This is a genomic window from Vibrio sp. PNB23_22_6 (assembly GCF_052877535.1).
In genome coordinates this window covers 127,097-144,644 of the sequence record NZ_JBNFXP010000005.1, presented here as the reverse complement: position 1 = coordinate 144,644, position 17,548 = coordinate 127,097, and the positions used below count along the sequence as shown (strand labels likewise).

Annotated in this window: 14 protein-coding genes; 8 read left to right on the top strand and 6 right to left on the bottom strand. The window is 43.1% G+C overall.

Annotated features, from left to right (window positions below; translation table 11 throughout):
• Nucleotides 1-167 precede the first annotated feature (167 nt).
• Nucleotides 168-716: a hypothetical protein gene (locus ACVA54_RS06285; protein ID WP_099078734.1), complete on the top strand. Its 549-nt coding sequence runs from the start codon at nucleotides 168-170 to the stop codon at nucleotides 714-716.
• A gap of 262 nt (nucleotides 717-978) precedes the next feature.
• Here the strand turns inward: ACVA54_RS06285 and ACVA54_RS06280 are convergent, their stop codons facing one another.
• Nucleotides 979-1,566, bottom strand: a complete 588-nt coding sequence (locus ACVA54_RS06280; RefSeq protein ID WP_099078733.1) for a TfoX/Sxy family DNA transformation protein — start codon at nucleotides 1,564-1,566, stop codon at nucleotides 979-981.
• Between the two features lie 370 nt (nucleotides 1,567-1,936).
• On the opposite strand from ACVA54_RS06280, the gene ACVA54_RS06275 reads away from it, so the two are divergent.
• From ACVA54_RS06275 to ACVA54_RS06255, 5 genes are all read left to right on the top strand, one after another.
• Complete coding sequence (locus tag ACVA54_RS06275) at nucleotides 1,937-2,857, top strand: HDOD domain-containing protein (protein WP_099078732.1); 921 nt, start codon at nucleotides 1,937-1,939, stop codon at nucleotides 2,855-2,857.
• Nucleotides 2,858-2,959: 102 nt separating this feature from the next.
• Nucleotides 2,960-3,865 carry a lysine exporter LysO family protein gene (locus tag ACVA54_RS06270; protein ID WP_099078731.1) on the top strand — a complete coding sequence of 302 codons (906 nt, stop codon included), beginning with the start codon at nucleotides 2,960-2,962 and terminating at the stop codon, nucleotides 3,863-3,865.
• 151 nt (nucleotides 3,866-4,016) lie between these two features.
• Nucleotides 4,017-4,529, top strand: a complete 513-nt coding sequence (locus ACVA54_RS06265) for a hypothetical protein (protein WP_446649465.1) — start codon at nucleotides 4,017-4,019, stop codon at nucleotides 4,527-4,529.
• A gap of 118 nt (nucleotides 4,530-4,647) precedes the next feature.
• A complete protein-coding gene (gene panP / locus ACVA54_RS06260) occupies nucleotides 4,648-6,294 on the top strand; it encodes a pyridoxal-dependent aspartate 1-decarboxylase PanP (protein WP_099078729.1) in 1,647 nt (548 codons plus the stop codon).
• A gap of 311 nt (nucleotides 6,295-6,605) precedes the next feature.
• On the top strand, nucleotides 6,606-7,460 hold the full coding sequence (locus tag ACVA54_RS06255; RefSeq protein WP_099078728.1) for a MurR/RpiR family transcriptional regulator: 855 nt from the start codon (nucleotides 6,606-6,608) through the stop codon (nucleotides 7,458-7,460).
• A 48-nt stretch (nucleotides 7,461-7,508) separates the two neighbouring features.
• Here ACVA54_RS06255 and ACVA54_RS06250 read toward each other — a convergent pair whose 3' ends face one another.
• Nucleotides 7,509-8,741, bottom strand: coding sequence for an iron-containing alcohol dehydrogenase (locus ACVA54_RS06250; protein ID WP_119463330.1), 1,233 nt, complete (start codon nucleotides 8,739-8,741; stop codon nucleotides 7,509-7,511).
• 332 nt (nucleotides 8,742-9,073) lie between these two features.
• Here ACVA54_RS06250 and ACVA54_RS06245 point away from each other — a divergent pair, with 332 nt between their 5' ends.
• The gene (locus ACVA54_RS06245) at nucleotides 9,074-9,340 is read left to right on the top strand and encodes a GrxA family glutaredoxin (RefSeq protein WP_099078726.1); all 267 of its coding nucleotides are present in this window, start codon (nucleotides 9,074-9,076) and stop codon (nucleotides 9,338-9,340) included.
• A gap of 176 nt (nucleotides 9,341-9,516) precedes the next feature.
• The gene (locus ACVA54_RS06240; RefSeq protein WP_099078725.1) at nucleotides 9,517-11,199 is read left to right on the top strand and encodes an aspartate:alanine antiporter; all 1,683 of its coding nucleotides are present in this window, start codon (nucleotides 9,517-9,519) and stop codon (nucleotides 11,197-11,199) included.
• Nucleotides 11,200-11,306: 107 nt separating this feature from the next.
• Here the strand turns inward: ACVA54_RS06240 and fabV are convergent, their stop codons facing one another.
• The 4 genes from fabV to nhaA all read right to left on the bottom strand — a co-directional run bounded on the left by fabV (nucleotide 11,307) and on the right by nhaA (nucleotide 17,307).
• Nucleotides 11,307-12,509, bottom strand: coding sequence for an enoyl-ACP reductase FabV (gene fabV, locus ACVA54_RS06235; RefSeq protein ID WP_119463331.1), 1,203 nt, complete (start codon nucleotides 12,507-12,509; stop codon nucleotides 11,307-11,309).
• 182 nt (nucleotides 12,510-12,691) lie between these two features.
• Nucleotides 12,692-14,974 (bottom strand): acyl-CoA dehydrogenase, encoded by a 2,283-nt coding sequence (locus ACVA54_RS06230; protein WP_446649464.1) that lies wholly within the window; start codon nucleotides 14,972-14,974, stop codon nucleotides 12,692-12,694.
• 62 nt (nucleotides 14,975-15,036) lie between these two features.
• Nucleotides 15,037-15,663, bottom strand: a complete 627-nt coding sequence (locus tag ACVA54_RS06225) for a TetR/AcrR family transcriptional regulator (RefSeq protein WP_099078722.1) — start codon at nucleotides 15,661-15,663, stop codon at nucleotides 15,037-15,039.
• Between the two features lie 486 nt (nucleotides 15,664-16,149).
• Nucleotides 16,150-17,307 carry a Na+/H+ antiporter NhaA gene (gene nhaA, locus ACVA54_RS06220; RefSeq protein ID WP_099078721.1) on the bottom strand — a complete coding sequence of 386 codons (1,158 nt, stop codon included), beginning with the start codon at nucleotides 17,305-17,307 and terminating at the stop codon, nucleotides 16,150-16,152.
• Nucleotides 17,308-17,548: the final 241 nt, after the last annotated feature.

The following is a 17,548-nucleotide window of genomic DNA, read 5'->3' as shown; positions in this document are numbered from 1 at the left end:
GCACGATTTTTGCTCAGAAACTAGCACAATGGCATCATTTGACAAAACATCGACATATTTTTAATGGTCGTAGACCATGGTTTTTATTATGATGTCGAATAAATTAGAATATGGTTCAAGTGGTTACTTGAATCCATGGAAACATTGAACAAGGTTTATCGTTAGTTATGCGTAAAACATTATTAGCCACAGCCCTTTTGTTGGCATCAAGCCACGCGCTTGCCGCAAACGATCGCAACGCCCCGGCAACCATGAGCAACTTTAGCTACGACTACTTCGAAGCAAGAATTGGTGCAAGCCCTTTAACATTTGGTGCTGGTTTTAGTAAATCAATTCACCCAAACGCGCACATCATCGCTCGTATTGACTCTGAGTTCGAAAGCGATTTCGATTCTGCCGCAGGTTTTGGTTTCCACTCACCACTCAATAACTGGGCAGATCTAACTGGTGCAATGCTGATGCGGGTTGTACAACCATCCTCTTCTAGTAGTACTGACGTTGGAATGGAACTTAACCTAGGAGTGCGCCAATGGCTTGGGCCTCAACTAGAAGTAGGCGGAAAAGTGGGTTACGTGTCTATTGACAATGACGATGATTGGATGGGTTCTGCTTACGCACGTTTCCACTCTACAGAGCTATTTTCTCTAGGTGCTGAAGCGCGTATCAACGACTTCTATGGTGATCAGGTAATGTTCACTACCCGTTTCAAGTTTTAAGCATTAGAACTAAACATAAAAACCGAGGGTAATGCCTCGGTTTTTTATTTTGAGATAACGAACTCGACGAAGTAGTCAAAGCATCCATTTCCCTTCGTCCGCTTTCAATTCTCTCTTTTATGACTCACCTACTTCATCCTAAACGAGTCAATCGTCATAAACGCTATATGCCCAAGTGACTCCAAGATATAAGATTCAGAGCGCGTTGCCTCAACTCGTATACATCGTTAACCAGTTTTATTTAAAACCACTTCGGTATCGTTTATTCACACATAGCCAGAAGTTGCTTCTTGCGCGGCTCTTGGATTAATTTCCAATGCACACCGTCAACCGCACCGGCAAACTTCCATAAAAGCTTCACATCAACATCACTACCGTATGCCGCTTTCACTTTATTAAATGTTTCTACTGGTCCGATTGACAAAAACGTATCAACATCATCAATACCCGCTTTCTTGACCATGCGTTCAAGAGTGAGTTGCATGTTTGGTAAATCACGCAAGCGTCTGCTTTCAGAAGACTTCTGGTACTTTCGCTCTTTAATTGAGCAATCTATCGATTTTTGTAATAGAGCATCCAATCCCGAAAATTCCGAATCAAAAAGCTCGGTTACATCATAATAATTTACCGTTGCCGTCGTTTGTTTTTTGACGTGCTTATATTTTTCGCAGTTCAGTTGAGTAAATTCTTTGTCTAAGCCATTTCCACCACGTAAATAACAACTATCGTTACTTACTAGAGCAAACATGGCATCATTACTAAACAAACCTATTCCGCCGAACATTGAGCGTTTCTGATACTTACTAAAATTACTTACATAGTTAAAAAAAGCTTGGTCTGTCATGTCCATTGACCTCTTTAATCTGAATAAATTACCCCGATTAGCGATGTCACCAGATAAACAGCAGCTTGTTGCGAATAAAAAAATGTCGATATGTTGGCGATATTTATGTGAATTGTGCTTACCAACTAAGTCAATCATACTTAACGTTAAAAAATAAGTTAGGATCTCCGTCACAGATGCCAAATCACAAACTCAATACATGTGACGAAAATCACACCAGTGACAATTAGAACGCTATTTTTTTGACGGTTCACGTATCAATAATCACATAATCATATGCTAAACGTGAAAACTATCGTTATCGATTGCGCATTTGATTGAAAAGTCACACGCTGTGGAGGTAAAATGTATGAAAGCTCTCTAGCACAATATTCTAATGGAACATTTATCATTTTTTTGGCTGCCAAATAATAAAGACAAGCTCATAAAAGCACTGGAGTCAGAGTTCGCTCAGTTAGTAGAGCAATCGATTTCTACAGGGAAAATTTCTCTCCCTCCCATCCCTGATGTCGTCTTAAAAATTCAAACACTTTGTACCGATGAAAGTACAACTATTGTTGAAATTGCTAACGCACTTTTAGAAGACCCTGGTCTTGCAGCTGTAGTTATTCGAGTTGCCAATTCCGTGATGTTCAATCGTCGCAACATCACATGTACGGACTTGACGACTGCCGTTTCGCGCCTTGGAATTCTTCGAGTAAGGGACATCGTAACCGCTCAATCGATTGAGCAGCTCAAACATTCCGTTAATCTCACTAAAGAGTGTAACGCTATATTGATGAAAAGTGCTGCGGTTTCACGAGAGCTTGGTGCCACCATGGTACTGGTGGCTCAAGAGTTTCGTAAACATGAGCCTGACACTTATGGGCACCTTGAACAAGAAAAGGCATTACTGGTCGGTTTATTAGCGGATATAGGCTTATTCTGCTTAATTAGCGAATACCACCTTTACTTGGATAAAGGGAATTACCTCGACGCTGATATTGCTTTGCAAATTTTCCAAACTCGTTGCTCAGCGACCAGTAAACTGGTTTTGGAAAGTTGGGGGTTTGATAATGACTTTAGAGAAGTCTCATCGAATGAAAAGTATCAAGAAATCAGACCTGATGTTAGCTATTTAGACATCGCGCGAATTGCCAATCACTTGCTGATGTTCCGCAGTCAAGATGAGCGAATTGAAGACCACGAAGTCGAATTTAATGTCACTGGCGCTGAAGTTTTGTTTGATTTAAGCAACATGAATGACACGCTCTTCAAAAATAAAATCAACGACGTTCTACGTACCAGCGGTCTCTAATTATTACATCAACAATACACAGTCCCGTAAAATCTAATGCCCCGTCATCATGCATGAGGGTTTAATTTACTCGACTTGCCTCATAAGGAATGCTTGAGCTTTATGTTTTCAGGGATGTTATTTATCTTCGCCCCACTTGTTGTGGGGTATTTAATACCAATTTCTCGTGCTTCGATTCTTGAGAAAATAAATCAATCAACGTCGTACCTCATTTATGTCATATTGTCTTTAATGGGCTTGAGCTTAGCGGCATTAGACAACCTAGGCAGTAATTTACAGACCATTTTACTTTATGCTGGTACCTTTTTTGTCTGCTTGAGCCTATGTAACCTATGCGCTTTACCTATCGTTGATAAATTGCTTCCATTGCAGACCGATCAATCTCAAAAAAATCTTCCTTTATCTTCAATGGTGCTGGAATCCTGTAAGCTCATTATCGTTGTCGGCGGAGGATTAGTACTTGGCCTTCTCTTGCCGATAGGGCTTTCTTGGGTAGACACCGCCAGTGAATGGATTTTATTTCTCCTCCTGTTTTTTATTGGCATTCAGCTACGCAACAGTGGCCTCACATTAAGACAAATCTTGCTTAATAAACAAGGAATGGCGATTGCTAGCATCATAATTGCCACTTGTATGATAGGCGGAGCAATGGCTTCTGTTTTTCTTGATATACCTTTGTATAAAGCGCTTGCGATGTCTTCAGGATTTGGTTGGTATTCACTCGCTGGCATTTTGATGGGTGATGCTTTTGGGCCTGTTTTCGGTGGTGCGTCATTCTTAATCGAATTGATGCGTGAATTAGTTGCGCTCGTGGCAATTCCACTATTTATTCGTCGTTACCCTTGCACCGCCATTGGCTATGCTGGCGCTACTGCAATGGACTTCACTCTACCCGTGATTCAAACCACAGGGGGGGTTCGTTGTGTGCCTGTTGCGATTGTTAGCGGCTTTATCCTAAGCCTACTTGTTCCTGTCATGATGCTTTTCTTTGTATCACTTGCTAGCTAGATCTCAGGAATACTCGTTAACATCCATTACAATACGGCAAAAATTACGCCACCTGAGCAACCTAATATCGCGTGTAAGCTTGCAAATATAGTCATTATCACTAACCTTGCATATCGATGCTATTCAGGTAGAACAAACAGAAGGAATAACAATGAAACGCTTTGTCGTTGCCGCGTTACTGGCTACCAGCTCAACTTTAACTTTTGCTGCAGATCAACAATGCCTGTCTAACAAATATGACGGTTATGTTGGTGCTTCATTGCAGTGGTATCAGGATCTTGTCGACTTGACTGTCTCTCAGTACCCAGAATTGGTCGAAGTAAGCCAATGGTTTTTGGAAGGTCGAAAACACCATTTCGAATTAAATCGAGAAGCCGTTCATTATTTCCTCAAAAATGAGCCAAGCCGCGTTGCCACCGAGCAACCAATCGAAGCATGGCTAAAACTTGAACAACATGATGTCAAGCAACTGGCAACTCGTAGCGACAAGCTGGGAGAGGTTGCAAAACGAACTTTCAATGATCGCCAGTCTACCAATCATCCAAAAAACTACGAACTTCGCTCAGCATTTGCGGACTTACTCAGCCACCCAAAACAGATTGATACTGCACTGAACAAATACAATCAATCAATTATTAAAATTGAACAGCAGAAGTGCAATTAACTTCCCTAGACATTCCATTTAGGCAACATTCATTTCAATAATAAAAACGGGACATTGCGCCCGTTTTGGTTTAGATTGTACCGCTCGCATTACCAAATAACTACAAAGATTCTTTGCTATGGTTAAGGAACAAAAAACCGCTGACGTTAGCCTCGAGAGCTTGCTAAAGATCTTCACAATTCCTGAAGGTCCAGACTCTACGTTGACAAAAATAGAACTAAGTCTCTCGCAAAACTTAAACCAGTTTCTTCGCGAACACATCGTGGCAGAAGAAAAGCCTTTACATGAAATAGAGAAAGACTTTTCTTCTGCTCAGATCCCGGAACAACCAGAATTTGTTTCTGCCCACACTGAACATCTGCTCGATACTTTAGTTTCCCACTCGGTTCATACTTCGGCACCTAGCTTTATCGGTCACATGACATCGGCACTGCCTTACTTCTTAATGCCGCTTTCTAAGATCATGATAGCGTTGAACCAAAACTTAGTAAAAATCGAGACATCTAAAGCCTTCACGCCGTTGGAGCGTCAGGTGTTAGGTATGCTACATCGTCTTATCTATGCGCAAAACGACGATTTCTATAGCAAGTGGATGCACAGCGCAAATCACTCACTTGGTGCGTTTTGTTCTGGGGGAACGATTGCTAACATAACCGCACTTTGGGTGGCTCGTAACAAAGCACTCAAAGCCGATGGTTCATTTAAAGGTGTTGAGAAAGAAGGCCTGTTTAAAGCCATGAAGCATTATGGCTACGACGGTTTAGCGATTCTTGTATCTGAGCGAGGCCACTACTCTCTGAAAAAAGCAGCGGATGTATTGGGCCTTGGTCAGGATGGCTTAGTTGCTGTTAAGACTGACGCAAATAACCGCATTATTGTTGACGATCTGAAGGCCAAGATTGGAGAGTTAGAAAAACAAAACATCAAACCATTTGCGGTTGTTGGTGTGGCCGGTACCACAGAAACGGGTAATGTTGACCCTCTTCCTCAAATCGCACAAGTTTGCGAAGAGCATAATTGCCATTTCCACGTTGATGCTGCGTGGGGTGGTGCGACGTTGATGTCGAATCATTACCGTCAGCTACTTGATGGCGTTGAGTTAGCAGACTCGGTAACAATAGATGCCCACAAGCAGCTCTATATACCTATGGGTGCTGGAATGGTGCTTTTCAAAGATCCCGACGCAATGAAATCGGTAGAGCATCACGCGCAATATATTCTGCGTAAAGGTTCAAAAGACCTAGGCAGTCATACGCTTGAAGGCTCACGCTCGGGAATGGCCATGCTAGTTTATGCAGCAATGCACATCATCAGCCGTCCAGGCTATGAACTGCTAATAGACCAAAGTATTGAGAAAGCACGTTACTTTGCAGATCTAATCAAACAGCAAGATGATTTTGAACTGGTCTCGGACCCAGAGCTTTGTTTACTGACCTACCGCTATTTACCAGCAAATATGCGCGCGGCACTAGAAAAAGCACAAGGCGCACAAAAACAAAAACTCAACGAGTTGATCAACCAACTCACACAGTTTATTCAGAAGCGTCAACGTGAAACGGGCAAGTCATTTGTGTCTCGTACTCGATTAAACCCAGCCCAATGGCAACGTATGGATACCATCGTATTTCGCGTCGTCTTAGCTAACCCATTGACTACCAAAGATATTCTTAACTCGGTGCTTGAAGAGCAAAGAGAAATTGCTCTGCAAACACCGAGTTTAATGACAAAAATTGAAGATACTGTCCACGACATTTTCAATTCTTAACCTTCTGTGTGAGTTACACCAATTTGAAAATTTCTTTCGTTTTTGGTGTAACTCAAACATCAATACTGTGCTACTAAGAGTACAAAGGCACGATCTCACATTCAATTCTGTATTTTATTGAACATTTTGTTTGAGGTTTGTCAAATTCTCGCTAAATAGTAACCGTATTTGTTTTAGCCAGATTGTGGTTCAGGTTTATACTGGTTTTATGGCGCTGGTCGCTTTTGTTAACGCCTCTCTCGACCTAGATACGATGATGTATCCACTGTTAACAGAACCAGCGAGTTGTTCTCTATACCCTCGTGAACACTATGAATACATTAGAAAAAATTCAAAAAAATCTGGAGAATTTCAGTAAATCAGAGCGCAAAGTCGCAGAAGTGATTATGGCGTCTCCACAAACTGCGATTCATTCGAGCATTGCCACGTTAGCTAAAATGGCGGACGTGAGTGAGCCAACCGTTAACCGTTTCTGCCGTCGTCTGGATACCAAAGGTTTTCCAGATTTTAAACTCCACCTTGCACAAAGCCTTGCGAATGGGACACCTTACGTTAACCGTAACGTTGAAGAAAGCGATGGTCCCGATGCTTACACGCATAAAATTTTCGAATCCACAATGGCGTGTTTGGATGTAGCAAAAAATAGCTTAGATGCAATGCAAGTGAATCGAGCTGTAGACCTATTGACGCAAGCAAAACGAATCTCATTTTTTGGTCTAGGTGCCTCTTCTTCGGTCGCTCGTGATGCTCAAAACAAGTTTATTCGCTTTAACATTCCAATCACCTGTTTTGAAGACATTGTGATGCAAAGAATGAGCTGTATTAATTGCAGTGACAACGATGTGGTCGTACTTATTTCGCATACAGGCAGAACAAAGAGCCAAGTAGAGATTGCGAACCTTGCTCGTGAAAACGGAGCGACAGTCATCGCAATTACAGCAAAAGATTCGCCGTTGGAAAAAGCAAGCTCGTTAGCTATTACCCTAGATGTCCCTGAGGACACCGACGTTTACATGCCAATGGCAAGCCGCGTAGTTCAGATGACGGTAATCGATGTGTTGGCCACTGGCTTTACGCTACGTCGCGGAGCTGGGTTCCGGGAAAACCTAAAGCGTGTAAAGGACGCATTGAAAGACAGTCGCTACGACAAGCTCAGTCAATATTAATACCTAAAAACAAAGGGAGCCATTGAGTTCCCTTTGTTTTTGATAAGGTTAAACGCTGGATAAATCCGACTTTGATTCCAGCACTTCAACTGTACTTTTTTGATGTTCAGGTGCAGCAAAGCATTCGCCACTGCAATCACATACCTGACGTAAAATATACACCAACCTCTCTTGATTAAGTGGCAGCGGGTTACCTTTTATTGCCACCGACTTAAGGGCATCCTCGGCCACTTGCTCAAAAGAAGTTTGGCAGACTCCATACTTACCGAGTTGGGGTAACTCTAGCTTATCAGAGACCATTTTCACCCACAGTACGCCATCATATTCATTCGCATTTGCCCTCTCGGTAACGATTTGAGCCAATTTCTTATAGCGGCTCACGACATCTGATCTTCCTGCTTTCTTAGCCGCATTGATATTTTCTTGCATCACGTGTGGCGCTAATCTTGCGGTTATCACGCTATGCGGAGCGTCGAGTTTCCCTCCTAACGCAGATGCTAATCCATGAGCCGCTCCCAACTTAGCATTGGTAATCGCCATACCACCGAGCAAAGCGGCAAAAGATAAGTCAGAACGAGCCTTATGGTTGTCCTGTTTACAACCTGCAATCACCGAACGGCTCAAACGCCTTAAGCCCTCCTCACACACCATATCGGTCAATGGATTCGGATCACCACAAACATAAGCCTCCATCAAGTGTGTAAAAGCATCCATTGCTCCCCGACCAGAAGTATATTGATCGGTACCATAGGTTAACGTTGGATCAACAATCGCTGTGTCTGCAAGCATATCAGGGCTTCTTAGACTAACTTTCACTTGGTCTTGCCCGGATTTAAGTACTGCATTTCGTGTCACTTCCGAACCTGTGCTTGCCGTCGTAGGAATTGCGATAAAAGGTATCGGTTTCGCTTTTAGTGGTACGTTTCGTCCAACCACTTCAACATAATCATAAACATCGCCTTGATTAGGGATAACGGCTGCAAGCGCCTTCCCCATATCAATCACGCTCCCCCCACCTATAGCAGCAACCATATCGGGTTTAAACTTCCTTCCTATAACAGCGGTCTCTTCAACCATCGTTATATTAGGTTCTCCACAAATTGCGACATGTTGATAACGCATATTCTGCGCTTTGAGATAATTAATGATTGGTTTTGCTCTTTGCTTATCTTTTCCTGTGACAAGCAAAACACTATAGCCATATTGGTTGATTACTGACAACGAAGACTGTAGCGCTCCTTCTCCAAAGATAATCTTTGTCGCAGTCATAAACTGAAACATACGCACCTCCCCCAAAAACACTTAACTATAGAGTGCTATGTATTGAGCAAAAAAAAGTTGACCAAGTGCACCTTGCAACCATTAACCCTATTTAATCTGTGTTTTTATGGGACGCCTCACAGAGTCAAAATAGACTATAACCGCTCATCTTATGCTTGCTTTTAATTCACTTGTGTATGAAATCTATACGATAGATTTTACCTATCGAATCAACAGGCAATTGCTGCTTTATTTCCGCTTCGGGATAAGGCATAGTTGTCCCAAGAAACGAAAGCGCCCTGAAAAGGTAGTTACTACGCTTTCAAAAAGAATAGATTAGGAGAAATAAGTATATGTTCGTAGTTATCTTTGGCCGTCCTGCTTGTCCTTACTGTGTTCGTGCGAAAGAGCACGCAGAAACGCTTAAAGCAAAACGGGATGATTTCAATTACCGTTACGTTGATATCCACGCAGAAGGTATTTCAAAAGCAGATCTTGAGAAAACAGTAGGTAAGCCAGTAGAAACTGTACCTCAAATCTTTATCGACCAAGTGCACATCGGTGGTTGTGATGAATTTGAAGCTTACGCTAAAGAGCATCTAGGTCTATTCGACGAGTAATACCATTTACTGATTGTTAAAAGCCGCTTTTAGCGGCTTTTTTTATAGGCGCTCATTTCGTTATTCCCCTGCAACAACTAATCGAAAAACCTAAAATATTTCACTTATCTTTTTGCTATTTTTAGTTACAATCCCTCCCTCATAACTTTTGGTCACATAATCTACCGAGCCACACTGTGAACATAGACGTCGTACATCTGCTTGAGCAAAACCCCATTCTTCTAATCTTCGTCGTATTAGCCATTGGCCTTGCTTTTGGAAAAATTCGTTTTGGTAACCTTCAGTTAGGTAACTCGATTGGTGTTCTCATTACTTCGCTTGTAATGGGTCACCTTGGTTTTTCTTTTAACGCTGAAGCGCTTACTATCGGTTTTATGCTGTTTATCTACTGTGTGGGTATTGAAGCTGGCCCCAACTTCTTTGGTATTTTCTTCAGAGACGGTAAGCACTACTTTATCTTAAGCATGACTGTACTCGTTGCCGCCGTGAGTCTGACTTATTTCTGTAGTCACTATTTGGGACTCGATTTCGGTTTGTCTGCAGGTATGATGGCTGGTGCACTCACTGCAACGCCAGTATTAGTCGGCGCTCAAGATGCCTTAAACTCTGGCCTAGCCACTATTCCACGTAATATGGACTTCTCTTTAGTGTTAGAGAATCTATCCGTTGGTTATGCAATGGCTTATCTAGTGGGTTTGATCAGTATGATCATGTTTGCCAAATTGTTACCGAAACTGCAAAAACAAAACCTATCGGATTCAGCACAACAAATCGCACAGGAACGTGGCCTTGGTCACTCTAGCCAACGCAAGGTTTACCTACCGATTATTCGTGCTTATCGTGTCGGGCCAGAGCTGATCGATTGGACTGACGGCAAAAACCTACGTGAATTAGGCATTTACCGCCAGACAGGTTGTTATATCGAACGTATTCGTCGTAACGGTATCCTAGCCCACCCCGACGGTGACGCAATTTTGCAAGAGGGTGATGAAATTGCACTGGTAGGCTTCCCAGACAGCCACGCGCGTTTGGATCCAAGCTTCCGTAACGGTAAAGAAGTATTCGACCGCAATCTACTCGACCTTCGAATTGTCGAAGAAGAGATTGTCGTTAAAAGTGATGCCATCGCTGGTAAACGTCTTTCAGACTTGAACTTGTCAGAATATGGTTGTTTCTTGAATCGTGTTGTGCGTGCTCAGATTGAAATGCCGATGGATTTAGATATCGTTTTAGCCAAGGGTGACGTTCTGCAAGTGAGTGGCGAAAAGAGCCGCGTACATGGTCTTGCTGAAAAAATTGGTTTCATCTCTATTCATAGCCAGATGGCAGATCTATTAGCATTTTGTAGCTTCTTTATCTTAGGCATTATGTTTGGCTTGGTGACGATGACGTTTGGTCAAGTCTCATTCAGCCTTGGTAATGCGGTTGGTCTATTGCTATCAGGTATCACTCTAGGCTTCTTACGTGCCAACCACCCTACTTTCGGTTATGTGCCGCAAGGCGCACTGAACATGGTGAAAGACTTGGGCTTAATGTTCTTTATGGTGGGGATTGGGTTAAGCGCAGGCGGCAAGATGTTTGAACACCTAACACAAGTAGGCCCGCAGATCATTGGTTTGGCCTTTATCGTGAGTGTAGTTCCTGTCGTTCTAGCTTACCTTGTTGGCGCTTACGTGCTTAAGATGAACCGTGCCCTACTCTTTGGTGCTATCATCGGAGCTCGAACATGTGCGCCAGCGATGGATGTGGTAAACGAATACGCGAAGTCAACAATCCCAGCACTGGGGTATGCTGGTACGTACGCGATTGCCAATATCTTAATGACTCTCGCAGGTACTGTTCTGATTATTCTGAGTTAATCTCTTTTGAAAGAGTTTTGCTGACAACGTAGCACCATTCACCTCAAAGATTTAAGACACAAAAAAGGCGCTCAATGAGCGCCTTTTTTAATTCAATTAGAAGTAGCTTAGATTTGAGTGAAATCTGTTTCTACTGCTGGGTTAACGTCTGCTTCGTAGTCCACACCGTCAACACCAAAGCCGAATAACTTCAAGAACTCTTCTTTGTACTCAACGTAGTCCGTTAGCTCTTTCAGGTTTTCAGATGTGATTTGTGGCCATAGGTCACGGCAGTGTTGCTGGATGTCTTCACGTAGTTCCCAGTCATCCAGACGTAAACGATTCACTTCATCTACTTCGGCTGCACTGCCGTCTTCTTTATATAGACGTTGGCTGAACATACGGAAAATCTGTTCCATACAACCTTCGTGTACGCCTTCTTCACGCATTTTCTTAAATACCATTGCGATGTAAAGAGGCATCACAGGAATTGCAGAACTTGCTTGTGTCACAACTGACTTAAGCACAGCAACATTTGCTGTACCACCAGTAGCTGAAAGCTTCTCGTTTAACGCTGCTGCTGCACGATCTAGGTCCATTTTCGCTTTACCTAGTGCGCCATCCCAGTAGATAGGCCAAGTCAACTCAGTACCGATGTAGCTGTATGCCACTGTTTTACAACCATCTGCTAGAACGCCAGCGTCTGAGAGTGCATTGATCCAAAGTTCCCAGTCTTCGCCGCCCATTACGGTTACTGTGTCTTGAATTTCCTGCTCAGTTGCAGGTTCTACGCTTGCTTCGATGATCACGTCTTTGTTGGTATCAACAGCAGTAGATGTGTAAGTCTCACCGATAGGCTTCAGAGCAGAACGGATAAGTTCGCCGGTTTCTGGCATTTTACGTACTGGAGAAGCCAGAGAGTAAACCACCATATCTACCTGACCAAGGTCTGCTTTGATCAAATCAATTGTTTTCTGTTTTGCTTCATTTGAGAACGCGTCCCCGTTTAGGCTTTTCGCGTACAAGCCCTCTTCACGAGCTAGCTTTTCGAATGCAACTGAGTTGTAGAAACCGGCAGTACCAGGTTTCTTCTCTGTGCCTTCTTTTTCGAAAAACACACCGATAGTTGAAGCGCCGCCACCAAATGCCGCAGCGATACGAGAAGATAGGCCATAGCCACTTGATGCACCCACAACCAGTACGCGTTTTGGCGCGTTCTTGATTTGGCCTTGTGCTTTAGTGTAAGCAATTTGTTCTTTTACGTTAGCTTCACAACCCACTGGGTGCGTAGTAGTACAGATAAATCCACGAATTCTAGGTTTGATGATCATATTCAACTTCCTTTAAACAACCTTGCTAGGATAAAAGTTTCGTCGTAACTTCGCATCTAATTTCTGTAAAAAGGCATCGAAAATGCAAGTGGTTGGAGCACTCAATCGTCAATCTCTGGCCAAAGGACATAAAAAAGCACCTCTTGGGAGGTGCTTTGATTATGTTGGTGGAAGAAGAAAGCTTATGCAACCGAGTTTAATTTCGATCCCTTCGAGCTATTGGTACGTACTTCTGAGAAATCGTGGCTAAAATGATCAACTTGAATCGCTTTGTTACGCAATTTATCCGCAGCCAGAATTTGATCAATTTCTTGCTCTGTTAACACACCAGCTTCAAAGGCTTGCTGTAAACGGTCATGCAATATGCCTTTACGGGCCACTTTGCCGTCTTTCGCCGCCTTCATTAATTTTCGCTCAAGCGGTTTGATATCATACATCGCTAGGAACGCGTTCTCCATCAAACCAACGCTATCATCCTCACCCTTTCCGATGTAACACAAATTGGTCAGTCTGTCACGTTGCACCCCTGGCGTCATCATTACTTCCGCGAGACCAACACATAGCTCGTCGCTCGGCGCTTTAAAATGATTACCTAGAGGGAACAGTAAGCCTTTTAGTACACCACCCACATATTTCACTGGAAAATTTGAGTAAGCTTCATTCAATGACTTTGATACATTGTACAAACAGTGCTGCACCGCATAGTGAACAAAATTTAAATCACCTTGCTGACGACCTTCATCTTCGTACTTCTTCAGAGCTGCTGAAGCCATATACAAATAACTCAAACCATCACCAAGACGCGCAGAAATCATCTCCTTACGCTTTAAATCCCCCCCTAGCGTTAACATTGCAAAGTCTGCACTCACTGCTAAAGCTCTGCTCAAACGTGTGATGTCTTTGTAGTACTGCTGCGTAGGACCACTCATGTGAGCCTTGACAAAACGTGCCCCCGTTAATGCTGCTCCAAATGCGCCAAATGTATTGCCCATTGCGTGTTTAATGTGTTTAAACAGCAGATCATCAAATGCTTTCGCACCTTGGTTAGTATCCGGGTTTGCTGCGGCTTCCATTTCTTTCAACACGTATGGATGACAGCGTGTCGCACCTTGACCGAAGATCATTAGATTACGAGTCAAAATATTTGCGCCTTCCACTGTGATGGCGACCGGAATACCAAGATAATGCTTAGCTAGGTAGTTCATCGGACCGTCTTGAATCGCCCGCCCCGCATGAATGTCAAAGGAGTCATTTAAGATCGTACGTGCGATCTCTGTCATGTGGTACTTAGCAATTGCGGTTACAATGCCGGGCTTCTCCTTCATATCAAGAGAAGTGGTTGTCAACGTACGAGTCGCCTCTAATAAATAAGTTAAGCCACCGATACGCCCCATGGCTTCGGCAACACCTTCAAACTTACCGATCGACATACCAAACTGCTTACGAACGTATGCGTAGGCACCTGTTGTGCGTGTAGTAAGGTGACCAATCGCCGTCCCTAGCGCAGGAAGAGAAATACCTCGTCCAGCCGACAAGCATTCCACCAGCATACGCCAGCCTTTACCTGCGTATTCAGAGCCACCAATCAGCCAGTCCATTGGAATAAATACATCATTACCACGAGTTGGACCATTCATGAACGCAGAGCCTAGAGGATCGTGTCGCTCACCAATTTCAACGCCCTCGTGATCCGCTGGAATAAGCGCACACGTAATACCAATATCTTTCTGATCACCAAGTAACCCATCTGGATCTTGTAGCTTAAAAGCGAGACCAAGTACGCTCGCCACTGGTGCAAGTGTAATATAGCGTTTATTCCAACTTACTCGAACACCCAGTACCTCTTTCCCTTCATGCGAGCCATAACAAACCACACCTTGATCGGGGATACCGCCAGCATCTGAACCTGCTTCTGGACCTGTTAACGCAAAACAAGGAATATCAGTACCGTCGGCTAGGCGTGGTAACCAGTAATCTTTCTGCTCTTGTGTACCATAGTGGGTCAGTAGTTCACCCGGGCCAAGTGAGTTTGGCACCATAACTGATACCGCTGCACTAATGCTACGAGTTGCGATGCGAGTGACGATGGTCGAGTTTGCTAATGCAGAAAACGCACGACCACCATATTCTTTTGAAATGATCAGTGAGAAAAAACGCTCTTTACGTAGGTATTCCCATACCTGTGGTGGTAGGTCACGGTCATCCTTAACGATTTTCTGGTCATCCAACATTTCTAGTAAGGTTTCCAGTTCGTTATCCATGAACGCTTGCTCTTCTGATGACAGGGCAGGCTTAGGATAATGATGCAGTGTTGTAAAGTCTGGTTTGCCGGAAAACAATTCAGCATCCCACCATACACTCCCCGCTTCCATTGCTTCTTTTTCGGTACTCGATAGTGGAGGGAGTACTTTTTTGAATACTTTGAATGCTGGGTCACTAATCCATTTTCTTCGTAGAGAGCTCATAGTTCAGATCCTTTTGTTCACTTCACCGCAGGTGATTAAATTTTCTTATTCATTATCAATGTCTACTTGGTCGACATGCCAGCCGACAAGTAAGGAATCAGTAAATCAACAACGGACTTTATGTCCACTTCCTTCTCAAATTTACTTTCTGCTAATTCTGTTAGTGCCTGACTTGACGCCATGGTAAAAACACATGTACCTAATGTGAAATGCAAGCGCCAGAACAATTGCTCTTCCGTCAAACTTGGGTTGGCTTTCATAATCGAGGATATGAAAAGGTTTAATACTTCTTCATATCTGGTGCTAATGAACCACCGCAGATGCCCTTGTACATCGGTATAACCGCGTCCAATCAAAAGCATGAATAATGCGGTACCATTCGGGCGTACCTCATTCAACGCACGTAAAGGCAAGCGTAGCGATTCAAACACTTCGTCCATGTTGTAGTCATCGCGCGTATTCAATTCGACTAATGATGTCTTAATACTAGGCATAAGTGCCTCGAGATATCGGTCAAGCACGGCTCTTACTAATGTTTTTTTATCACCGAAATGATAGTTAACCGAAGCTAGATTCACATTCGCTTTGCCAGTTATCGTTCGTAGTGAAGTGTCATTGAAGCCATATTCCGCAAATAGCCCTTCGGCTATGTCGAGTATTTTTTCTTTTGTTGTACTTCTCGGGGCCATTTCAATCACTCGTATTAAACAACTGTTTGAAATATACCTCCGAAACCTTAAGTTAACAAATGATTAACATCACATTTTTAGTCATTGGTCTGACCAGATTGAGGAGCGTGAGCCATTAAGGGAATGAATTTGCAGAAATATCTGGGTGCAAAAAAACTTTGAAAAAAAATGGAACTGATTGGAATTGGCCTGGTCTGAATGTATGTAACAACTAGTGCATTTTAAGTTTTACTGGCCGTCAAACTTGTTTCCATCTAGTTGTTGTATTGCTGCTTTTTCTTATTAACTCCTATGTTTGTATCCGCCCAGACACTTTTTAATCTGGGCTTTTTTTCGCCCTCGATTTTGTACAGCTCCTTCTTCTGCTCTAAGCCCCCTTCTTCATCAATGTCACGGGATCGCGTGAATGCCTAGCAGCGCGTAATTCAATACATAAAAAAACCTCCCGGTAGGGAGGCTTCTTCATATAACTAGACTGTCTAAGACTTATGCATCTTGAGCAGGCGTCTTTGGTAATGAGAAATGCAGCAGTGCATAACCAATGATCGCGGCAGTTGTTGATCCCATTAAGATTCCAAGTCGAGCATAGGTGTCGAACTCAGGACTTACGTTACCAAATGCCAGTGATGAGATGAAAATCGACATGGTAAAGCCGATACCACACAGTACTGACACCGCAAAGATATGTACAAAATTCACACCTTGAGGCAGCTTTGCAATACCCGCTTTTACCGCTACCCAACTGAACGTAAAGATGCCAAGTGGTTTACCTACCAATAGACCTAGAGCGATACCAAGAGGCAGCATTGACGTTAAACCAGCCAGTGACACACCTTCCAGTGAGATGCCCGCGTTTGCAAAAGCAAATATAGGAAGAATACCAAAGGCAACGTATGGATGCAGTGCGTGCTCCATGTGTTTGAGTGGCGAATGCTCACCTTTTTTGCCTTTTAATGGGATAGCAAAACCGATCACAACACCCGCCAAGGTGGCGTGAACACCCGATTTCAATACCGCAAACCAAAGAATCGCGCCGACAATCATATAAGGCGTAAGTTTGGTAACATTTTTAGAATTCAACATGAACAACACACCGGTCATAATAAAGCCAACCACAAGTGCCGTTGTTGATAGATCACTGGTATAAAACAATGCAATGATCACAACCACACCAAGGTCATCGATGATCGCTAATGCCAACAAAAATACTTTCAAGCTAATAGGTACACGCTTGCCTAATAGCGCCATAATACCTAGCGCAAATGCAATATCGGTTGCTGCAGGAATAGCCCAACCAGAAATTGCTTCCGGATCGCCCGCATTAAAAGCAACATAAACTAGAGCTGGCGCTAACATACCACCTACCGCGGCAATTGCTGGGAAAATCGCCGTTTCTTTCGATTTTAATGCACCTTCAAGCAGTTCACGCTTTACTTCAAGACCAATGAGCATGAAAAACACGGCCATCAGGCCATCATTGATCCAATGAGAAACTGACATACCCAATACATAAGTATGCAGCATTGCTTGATAAGTCTCACCAAATGGTGAGTTGGCAATGGTCATTGCGATTGCCGCTGCAATCACTAAAAGAATACCACCTGCAGATTCCATTTTGAAAAAGTCACGAATGACATCGTTCATGGTTTCGCCCTTATATTTATTATCTTAATAAACGAGTAACAAAGAATGATGAGAGTGTATATCTGTGGAAAATTTAAGAATAATCGCTTGTTCAGAGTATAAACTTCGTTATTTCCGATACAAACTAAACGACACATCGAATTTTCCAACAGAAGAATAAATACGTAAAAGTCCTTTTCATCTCCTAATAAGTCGAAATACTCACTGAGACCACTATTAACATAGTGTAATATGAGATTAA

Bases quoted from the DNA above. Each gene is read 5' to 3' on its own strand.
- ACVA54_RS06285 (WP_099078734.1), top strand. From the start codon at position 168: ATGCGTAAAACATTATTAGCCACAGCCCTTTTGTTGGCATCAAGCCAC.
- ACVA54_RS06280 (WP_099078733.1), bottom strand. From the start codon at position 1,566: ATGGACATGACAGACCAAGCTTTTTTTAACTATGTAAGTAATTTTAGT.
- ACVA54_RS06275 (WP_099078732.1), top strand. From the start codon at position 1,937: ATGGAACATTTATCATTTTTTTGGCTGCCAAATAATAAAGACAAGCTC.
- ACVA54_RS06270 (WP_099078731.1), top strand. From the start codon at position 2,960: ATGTTTTCAGGGATGTTATTTATCTTCGCCCCACTTGTTGTGGGGTAT.
- ACVA54_RS06265 (WP_446649465.1), top strand. From the start codon at position 4,017: ATGAAACGCTTTGTCGTTGCCGCGTTACTGGCTACCAGCTCAACTTTA.
- panP (WP_099078729.1), top strand. From the start codon at position 4,648: ATGGTTAAGGAACAAAAAACCGCTGACGTTAGCCTCGAGAGCTTGCTA.
- ACVA54_RS06255 (WP_099078728.1), top strand. From the start codon at position 6,606: ATGAATACATTAGAAAAAATTCAAAAAAATCTGGAGAATTTCAGTAAA.
- ACVA54_RS06250 (WP_119463330.1), bottom strand. From the start codon at position 8,741: ATGTTTCAGTTTATGACTGCGACAAAGATTATCTTTGGAGAAGGAGCG.
- ACVA54_RS06245 (WP_099078726.1), top strand. From the start codon at position 9,074: ATGTTCGTAGTTATCTTTGGCCGTCCTGCTTGTCCTTACTGTGTTCGT.
- fabV (WP_119463331.1), bottom strand. From the start codon at position 12,509: ATGATCATCAAACCTAGAATTCGTGGATTTATCTGTACTACTACGCAC.
- ACVA54_RS06230 (WP_446649464.1), bottom strand. From the start codon at position 14,974: ATGAGCTCTCTACGAAGAAAATGGATTAGTGACCCAGCATTCAAAGTA.
- ACVA54_RS06225 (WP_099078722.1), bottom strand. From the start codon at position 15,663: ATGGCCCCGAGAAGTACAACAAAAGAAAAAATACTCGACATAGCCGAA.
- nhaA (WP_099078721.1), bottom strand. From the start codon at position 17,307: ATGAACGATGTCATTCGTGACTTTTTCAAAATGGAATCTGCAGGTGGT.